6 protein-coding genes, 1 tRNA gene and 1 pseudogene are annotated in these 7926 nt (G+C 67.8%); 6 read left to right on the top strand and 2 right to left on the bottom strand.

Annotated features, from left to right (window positions below; genetic code table 11):
* The first annotated feature begins 650 nt into the window (after window positions 1–650).
* From lon to AC07N1_RS15585, 4 genes are all read left to right on the top strand, one after another.
* Window positions 651–3050: an endopeptidase La gene (gene lon / locus AC07N1_RS15600; protein WP_494672629.1), complete on the top strand. Its 2400-nt coding sequence runs from the start codon at window positions 651–653 to the stop codon at window positions 3048–3050.
* A 146-nt stretch (window positions 3051–3196) separates the two neighbouring features.
* Entirely contained in the window at window positions 3197–3475 is a 279-nt protein-coding gene (locus AC07N1_RS15595; protein WP_110117750.1) for an HU family DNA-binding protein, read from the top strand.
* A gap of 105 nt (window positions 3476–3580) precedes the next feature.
* A tRNA-Val gene (locus AC07N1_RS15590) sits at window positions 3581–3655 on the top strand.
* 79 nt (window positions 3656–3734) lie between these two features.
* The gene (locus AC07N1_RS15585; RefSeq protein WP_494672628.1) at window positions 3735–4103 is read left to right on the top strand and encodes a GFA family protein; all 369 of its coding nucleotides are present in this window, start codon (window positions 3735–3737) and stop codon (window positions 4101–4103) included.
* A gap of 4 nt (window positions 4104–4107) precedes the next feature.
* Here the strand turns inward: AC07N1_RS15585 and AC07N1_RS15580 are convergent, their stop codons facing one another.
* A complete protein-coding gene (locus AC07N1_RS15580; protein WP_494672627.1) occupies window positions 4108–5358 on the bottom strand; it encodes a nucleotide disphospho-sugar-binding domain-containing protein in 1251 nt (416 codons plus the stop codon).
* 264 nt (window positions 5359–5622) lie between these two features.
* Between AC07N1_RS15580 and AC07N1_RS15575 the strand changes: the two are divergent.
* Window positions 5623–6765: pseudogene (locus AC07N1_RS15575) on the top strand (glycosyltransferase family 4 protein); the annotation flags it as partial.
* An 8-nt stretch (window positions 6766–6773) separates the two neighbouring features.
* Here the strand turns inward: AC07N1_RS15575 and AC07N1_RS15570 are convergent.
* Window positions 6774–7787, bottom strand: a complete 1014-nt coding sequence (locus tag AC07N1_RS15570) for an LLM class flavin-dependent oxidoreductase (protein ID WP_494672626.1) — start codon at window positions 7785–7787, stop codon at window positions 6774–6776.
* Between AC07N1_RS15570 and AC07N1_RS15565 the strand changes: the two genes are divergently transcribed.
* On the top strand, window positions 7680–7926 hold a 247-nt coding region (locus AC07N1_RS15565), incomplete at its 3' end, for a hypothetical protein (RefSeq protein WP_494672631.1). The genes AC07N1_RS15570 and AC07N1_RS15565 overlap by 108 nt on opposite strands.

Genomic DNA, 7926 nt, shown 5'->3' with positions numbered 1-7926 from the left:
CGGAGCGGTCTGACGAAGCCGAAACGCTAAAACACATCACGGTCTCCGGGCTCCGCCCGGCCGCTCCGCGCCTCCCCATCACCTTTCGTGGATTTCCACGGGAGTGCGAAGTCGCATGCCTGCGCTGACCCCCTCAGTCGCTCCGCGACAGCTCCCCCAGAGGGGGAGCATCTTTCTGGCGATGCGTCGGCCAAGATCCTCCCCCTCTGGGGGAGGCGGCCGAAGGCCGGTGGGGGGCGGTTTCAGCCGCCGCCGCGCTGGCCGCCCTTGCAAAAACACCCCCCACCGATCGCTGCGCGATCGCCTCCCCCAGAGGGGGAGGTTCCCTTCTTCTCCCGCAGGGGGAGAAGGACCGGGCCCATCCCGCACTGCGGTGAAGAAACGATCTGCCGCTGCGTCAACGGCCAAGTCGTCGAAACCGCCATGGCCCAGCCCGCCCGGCGACCGAAACATCCAGCTTCACCACCGGTGCGCGACTCGTCGCCGCTGGCGGGCGAGTACGCTTGAACCGCGTCGCAAAAGGTCCACATAAATAACGACCATCCGCCCAGTCCCGGGCGGACGGACCGTACGACTCAGGCGCATCGTCTGAAGTGACGGCGGTCCGCGTGGCAAGGCGCGAGTTTCGCGCGCCGGCCGGGAGTGAAAACATGTCTGAGATCCGTACGCTTCCTGTGTTGCCCCTGCGGGATATCGTTGTGTTCCCGCACATGGTGGTGCCGCTGTTCGTGGGGCGCGACAAATCCGTCCGCGCCCTCGAGGAAGTGATGCGCGGCGACAAGCAGATCCTGCTCGTCACCCAAAAGAACAGCGCCGACGATGATCCGGCTCCGGCCGACATCTATGACGTCGGCGTGCTGGCCACCGTGCTGCAACTGCTGAAACTGCCCGACGGCACCGTCAAGGTGCTGGTCGAGGGCAAGGGCCGCGCCGCCGTCGTGCGCTTCACCGAGCAGGAGGCCTATTACGAGGCCCAGGTCGGCGAAGTCAGCGAAGACCAGGGCGCAGGCCCCGAGGCCGAGGCGCTGTCGCGCGCCGTCGTCGAGCAGTTCGAGAACTACGTCAAACTGAACAAGAAGGTGCCGCCCGAGGCCCTGGCGTCGATCCCGCAGATCGCCGAGCCGGGCAAGCTGGCCGACAGCATCGCCGCCCACCTGTCGGTGAAGATCGGCGACAAGCAGCACCTGCTGGAAATCTTCGACGTCACCAAGCGCCTGGAGAAGGTCTTCGCCCTCATGGAAGGCGAGATCTCGGTGCTGCAGGTCGAGAAGAAGATCCGCTCGCGCGTGAAGCGCCAGATGGAGAAGACCCAGCGCGAATATTACCTGAACGAGCAGATGAAGGCGATCCAGCGCGAGCTGGGCGACCCCGACGATCAGCGCGACGAGCTGATCGAGCTCGAAAAGCGCATCAAGAAGACCAAGCTTTCCAAGGAAGCCCGCACCAAGGCCGAGGGCGAGCTGAAGAAGCTGCGCAACATGAGCCCGATGTCGGCCGAGAGCACGGTGGTCCGCAACTATCTGGACTGGCTGCTGTCGATCCCGTGGGGCAAGGCCAAGACCAAGAAGATCGACCTCAACGAGAGCGAGGAGATCCTCGACGCCGACCACTACGGCCTGGACAAGGTCAAGGAACGGATCCTGGAGTACCTGGCCGTGCAGGCCCGGACCAACTCGCTGAAGGGCCCGATCCTCTGCCTCGTCGGTCCTCCGGGCGTCGGCAAGACCTCGCTGGGCAAGTCGATCGCCAAGGCGACGGGGCGCGAGTTCGTGCGCATGAGCCTCGGCGGCGTGCGTGACGAGGCCGAGATCCGCGGTCACCGCCGCACCTATATCGGCTCGATGCCCGGCAAGGTCGTCCAGTCGATGAAGAAGGCCAAGACCACCAACGCCTTCGTCCTGCTCGACGAAATCGACAAGATGGGCAGCGACTATCGCGGCGATCCGGCCTCGGCCCTGCTGGAGGTTCTGGACCCCTCGCAGAACTCGACCTTCGGCGACCATTACCTGGAGGTCGACTACGACCTGAGCCAGGTGATGTTCGTCACCACGGCCAACAGCCTGAACATGCCCCAGCCGCTGCTGGACCGCATGGAGATCATCCGCATCCCCGGCTACACCGAGGACGAGAAGCTGGAGATCGCCAAGCGCCACGTCCTGCCGAAGCTGGCCAAGGACCACGGCCTGAAGCCGACCGAGTTCATCGTGCCGGACGAGGCGATCCGCGACCTGATCCGCTACTACACCCGGGAAGCCGGCGTGCGGTCGCTGGAGCGGGAACTGGGCGCACTGGCCCGCAAGACGGTGCGTGACCTGTCGCGCGAGAAGCTGACCTCGATCACCATCGACGACGCGCGCCTGGCCAAGTACGCCGGCGTCAAGAAGTACCGCTACGGCGAGACCGACGAGGTCGACCAGGTCGGCATCGTCACCGGTCTGGCGTGGACGGAGTTCGGCGGCGACATTCTCACGATCGAAGCCGTGAAGATGCCGGGCAAGGGCCGCATGACGGTCACCGGCAACCTCAAGGACGTGATGAAGGAGTCGATCTCGGCGGCCAACAGCTACGTCCGCTCGCGGGCGACCGCCTTCGGCATCAAGCCGCCGATCTTCGAGAAGACCGACGTCCACGTGCACGTGCCCGACGGCGCCACGCCCAAGGACGGTCCGTCGGCCGGTATCGCCATGGCCCTGGCCATGGTCTCGGTGCTGACCGGCAATCCGATCCGCAAGGACATCGCCATGACCGGCGAGATCACCCTGCGCGGCCGGGTGACCGCCATCGGCGGCCTCAAGGAGAAGCTGCTGGCGGCTCTGCGTTCGGGCGTGAAGACGGTGCTGATCCCGCAGGAAAACGAGAAGGATCTCGTCGACGTGCCGGAATCCGTGAAGGCCGGTCTCGAGATCATTCCGGTCTCGACGGTCGACGAAGTGCTCAAGCACGCCCTCACCGGGCCGCTGACTCCGGTCGAGTGGAGCGAATCGGAAGAGCCCCTGGCGAGCCCCGCGAAGGCCGATGAAGCCGGAGACGACGCGGTTCTCACGCACTAACAGTAACTTATTGTTGATAACTGGGGCGGCGCGGGAATTTTCCGCGCCGCCTTCGTTTGACGGGGCAAGCGTTCCCCGCATACTTCCCGGCGAGCGAAGCGGCGTAAGCTGTTGCAAAGCCGCCGCTTAATGGCTGGGAGACAAAAATGACCACAAAAGCCGAACTCGTCACGGCGATCGCCGAAAAGGCGGGCATCAACAAGAACCAGGCGAAGGACGCCCTGGAAGCTTTCATCGACACCGTCACCGCCTCGCTGAAGTCGGGCTCGGACGTGCGTCTGGTGGGCTTCGGCACCTTCAAGGCCGTGACCCGCGCCGCGGGCACCGCGCGCAACCCGCGCACCGGTGAAACCGTCGAGCGTCCGGCCTCCAAGACCGCCCGCTTCCAGGTCGGTGAAGGCCTGAAGACCACCCTGAACGGCTAATCCCGTTTTCGGTCTTCAAAGGGGCGGGGCGTTCCAACGACGTCCCGCCCTTTTTCATGCGTGCTTCCCAGACCGCCATTCGGCGGCTAGAAGGCGCGACCCTGCGGGCGGTTAGCTCAGCGGTAGAGCGTCTCGTTTACACCGAGAGGGTCGGGGGTTCGATCCCCTCACCGCCCACCAGGATCCGGACTGCTGACACCAGGCTGTCAGCGGACCTTCGGCAGTCTCCCCGGCGTTCCAAACGTCAAAGGAGATCGCCATGCCCGTCAAGGGAAGCTGCCACTGCGGCGCCGTCCAGTTCCAGGTCGAGACCGCGCCGACCGAACTCGCCGACTGCAACTGCTCGTTCTGCTCCAAGCGCGGCAATCTCGTCGCTTATTACCCGCTCGCCGCCTTCAGGCTGCTGACCGCCCGCGACCGGGTCTCGACCTACCAGTGGGGCGACTACATGGGCACGCATCATCACTGCGGCGTCTGCGGCTGCGGGACCTACAGCCAGTTTCCCGACTTCAGCAGCGGCCAGGCCGACTACGACAATCCCCGCGTCGCCATCAACGCCCGCCTGCTCGAGAGCCTGGACCTGTCGCCCCTGCCGGTGAACCACCTCAACGGCCGCGACGACTGGTGAGCCGCTAGATCAGGGCCTCCAGGGCCTGGGCGGCGCCGCGGCCTTGCGCGTCGGCGGCGACCCGCTCGCCCAGGGCCCTGGCCGCCTCTCGCCAGGCCGGCTCCTCCAGCAGCCGCGTCAGGACCTGGCCGATCTTCTCCGGCGCGGCGTCGGGCGCCAGGGTGATCGCCGCGCCCCGATGGGCGGCGCGTATCGCGTTGTCGTTCTGGTCGCGGCCCATGGGCAGGCAAAGCAAGGGCACGCCTTCCATCAACGGCCGCAGGGTCGAGCCGTGGCCGGCATGGGTCACGAAGGCGGCGGCGTCCTTCAGCAGCGCGCCGTGCGGGGCGCTGCGCACGACCTTCACATTGGCCGGGGCCTCGAACTGCGCCGGATCCAAGGTCGGGCCGGTCGTGACCAGGGCGCGGACGGGCAGGGCGGAAAGCGCTGCGAGCACGTTACGCAAGGTCGCTTCCTGGGCCTGATAGAGGCTCGAGAACGACACCAGCACCAGCGGGGCGTCGCCTTCGGGAAGCGCGACGTCTTCCACCCAGGCCGGATCGGCCAGGTACGGGCCGACATGGGCGAACGGGGCGGGCAGGGGATCGGGGGCGAAGTCGAAGGCCGGGCTGGTCGCCAGCAGGATCGCGTCGGCCGCCTCGTACTGCGCGAAGAGATCGGACAGTTCAGGCAGGCCGTGCTCGGCCCGGGCGGCGTTCAGCGCAGGCAGACCCGACTGAAAAAGGCCCCGCGCCATCTGGGCGACCATCGCATGCATGGCCCGCTCCTGGTCGTCGATTGCCGGCGCCATGCCGGCCCCGAACGGCGGCGCGCCGGGCAGGTTAGGCAGCGACCAGACGTTGGCGGCCAGCAGGGCCAGCTTGGTTCCCCGCGCCTGGGCCGCGATCATCGCGCCCAGCAGCAGTTCCTGGCTGACCACCACCTCGGCGGGGAAGGCGTCCAGCGCCTCCAGCACGTCGCGGGCGTAGGCGGCGGCCGGGCCGGTCATCACCCGGTCGAGCAGGCGCTCGATCACCGCCATCGGATTGTCGGCCTCGAAGTCTCGCAGGCGGTCGTCCTCGTGGGACTTGCCGGTCTGGAACGGCGCGGTCGTCCAGGCGCGGAACGGCACGGAAAGGGCCGCGGCGTCGGCGGCGTTGGCCGGATCGCTGATCGCCAGCACCTCGTGGCCGCGCGCCATCAGGTCGGCGGCGACCATCAGCAGCGGCTGGACGTGGCCGCCGCCCTCCCAGGTCGTGAACAGAAACCGCGCCATGACCCTCGCCCCCTACGCATCGCAACGAGGGGTCTCGTACCAGATGTTTTTGCGCCTGGCGCGGGCACGACGTAGGGTGGCGCGCGAGCCGCTGGACAGCGGCCAAGCTTCGGGGGAACCTCCCGTCGCTGAGCACCTTATCGCTTGGCGGCCGCGTAAGACGGCCCCGCTGCAGTAGCGAGGTACGGCGTGATCGATCTTCTGCCCACTTCCCCGCCGAGTGAAGACGTCGGCGCGTCGCAGATTCGATCCGTTTCCGGCCGTCCCGCCCGTTTGATCGACACCACAATGCTTTACGCGCCGCGCAGCGGCGGTGTTCGTCGCTATCTCAACGCCAAACGGGCCTGGCTGGCCGCCAATCGGCCAAGCGTGCGCCACACGCTGGTGGTGCCCGGGCCGCGCGACGCCCATGACGGCCACGGTCGCGTGTCGATCTACGCCGCGCCGCTGCCGTTCGGCGACGGCTATCGCTGGCCCATCGGCAAGACCAGCTGGATGGAGCGTCTGATTCGCCAGCGGCCCGACATCATCGAGGCCGGCGACCCCTACACCCCGGGTCTGGCGGCGCTGAAGGCGGGCGACGCCATGGGCGTGCCGGTCGTCGGATTCTGCCATACGGATCTCGGCGCCCTGGCGGCGCTGCACATCGGCGAGTGGGCCGAAAAGCCGGTCCAGAAGCGCTGGGCGGCGATCTATCGCCAGTTCGACCAGGTCGTGGCGCCCAGTCACTTCATCGCCGGCCGTCTGGTCGAGGCCGGAGTGCGCGACGCCATCGGCCTGCCGCTGGGCGTCGACGTCGACACCTTTCACCCGGCGCGCGGCGACCGCGCGGCCCTGCGCCGGCGCCTGGGCCTGACCGATCGCCACCGCATTCTCGTCTTCGCAGGCCGTCCGGCGCGCGAAAAGAAGCTCGACGTGCTGGTCGACGCCGTCGAGAAGCTGGGCGAGCCCTATGTGCTGCTGCTGGTCGGGGCCGGGGCGGGGGCGCGGCCCAGCGACCGGGTGATCTCGATGGACTATCAGCGCGATCCCGAGGCCCTGGCCGCCATTCTCGCCGGCTGCGACGCCTTCGTTCACGCCAATGACAACGAACCCTTCGGCCTGATCGTGCTGGAGGCCATGGCCTGCGGCCTGCCGGTCGTCGGCGTCGACGCCGGCGGGGTTGCCGAAAGCGTCGATGAAGCCGTTGGCATGCTGGCGTCTGCTTCGGAAGGCGGGGTGTTCGCCGAGGCGATCGAAGCGCTCTTTGACCGCGATGTCGCCGCCCTGGGCCGCGCCGCGCGCCAGCGGGCCGAGACCCGCCACGGCTGGACGCCGGTGTTCGAGCGCCTGACCGGAATCTACGGACGCCTCACCGGCTCGCGGGCGTTCGTCGGCGAAGCGGCGGGAGCCGCCGCCTCGCACTGACGTCTCGTCTAGGCGGCCTGGTGCAGGTCGCCGCGCAGTCCGGCCAGGATCTCGTAGCTGCGCAGCCGCGCGGCGTGGTCGAAGATCTGCGAGGCGGCCATCACCTCATCGGCGCCGGTGGCGGCGATCACCGCCCTGACCTTGGCGGCGACGGTTTCCGGCGAGCCGATCGCCGAATAGCGGAACGTATGGTCCAGGCCGGCCAGCTCGTGCGGCGCGGCGATGGCCGTGATGTCGTCGACAGGCGGCGGCAGCAGGCCGGGGCGGCCTCGGCGCAGGGCCAGGAACTGCTGCTGGGTCGAGGTGAAGAGGCGACGCGCCTCCGCGTCGGTGTCGGCCGCGCACACCCCGATGCAGATCATGAAGTAGGGCTTGGCCAGTTGCTCCGAGGGACGGAAGCCGCGGCGATAGACCTCGATCGCCTCCATCAGCTGGTCCGGGGCGAAGTGGGCGGCGAAGGCGTAGGGCAGGCCCAGCGCCGCGGCCAGCTGCGCGCCGTAGGTGCTGGAGCCCAGCAGCCACATCGGCACGTCCTGTCCTTCACCCGGCACGGCGCGCACCGACTGGTCTTCCGAAGCCGGCTTGAACCACTGCTGCAGCTCGACGACGTCCTCGGCGAAGCGGTCGACCGAGCCCACATAGCGGCGAAGCGCCCGCAATGTGGCCTGGTCGGTCCCCGGCGCGCGGCCCAGACCCAGATCGATTCTGCCCGGATGCAGGGCCGCCAGCGTGCCGAAAGCCTCGGCGACCATCAGCGGCGCATGGTTCGGCAGCATTATTCCGCCCGACCCGACTCGAATCTTCGAGGTCCCGGCGGCCACGTGACCGATCACCACGGTTGTGGCGGCGCTGGCGATACCGGGCATGTTGTGGTGCTCGGCCAGCCAAAACCTGTGGAAACCTAGAGACTCGGCATGACGCGCGAGGTCCAAAGTATTGGCCAAGGCTTTACTGACCGATGTTCCTTGAGGAACCGGCGACAGATCCAGGACGGAAAGCGGGAGATCGGCGGGATTGGTCATGCCCGCTACATCGGGATGCGACCGCTCGGTAACAACCGTCCGCCGACACAATTTGTCGCAGTCGGGATCGCGAACGCGCGCACAAGCGGCAGCATGAGGCGCTTGTCTGGGCAGTTCAAAAAATGGGGGAGGGGAAAGT

The organism is Caulobacter sp. GW821-FHT09B11, assembly GCF_059418205.1.
This window is presented reverse-complemented; position numbering and strand designations above follow the sequence as displayed.

Bases quoted from the DNA above. Each gene is read 5' to 3' on its own strand.
- AC07N1_RS15570 (WP_494672626.1), bottom strand. From the start codon at position 7,787: ATGACCAATCCCGCCGATCTCCCGCTTTCCGTCCTGGATCTGTCGCCG.
- AC07N1_RS15580 (WP_494672627.1), bottom strand. From the start codon at position 5,358: ATGGCGCGGTTTCTGTTCACGACCTGGGAGGGCGGCGGCCACGTCCAG.
- lon (WP_494672629.1), top strand. From the start codon at position 651: ATGTCTGAGATCCGTACGCTTCCTGTGTTGCCCCTGCGGGATATCGTT.
- AC07N1_RS15595 (WP_110117750.1), top strand. From the start codon at position 3,197: ATGACCACAAAAGCCGAACTCGTCACGGCGATCGCCGAAAAGGCGGGC.
- AC07N1_RS15585 (WP_494672628.1), top strand. From the start codon at position 3,735: ATGCCCGTCAAGGGAAGCTGCCACTGCGGCGCCGTCCAGTTCCAGGTC.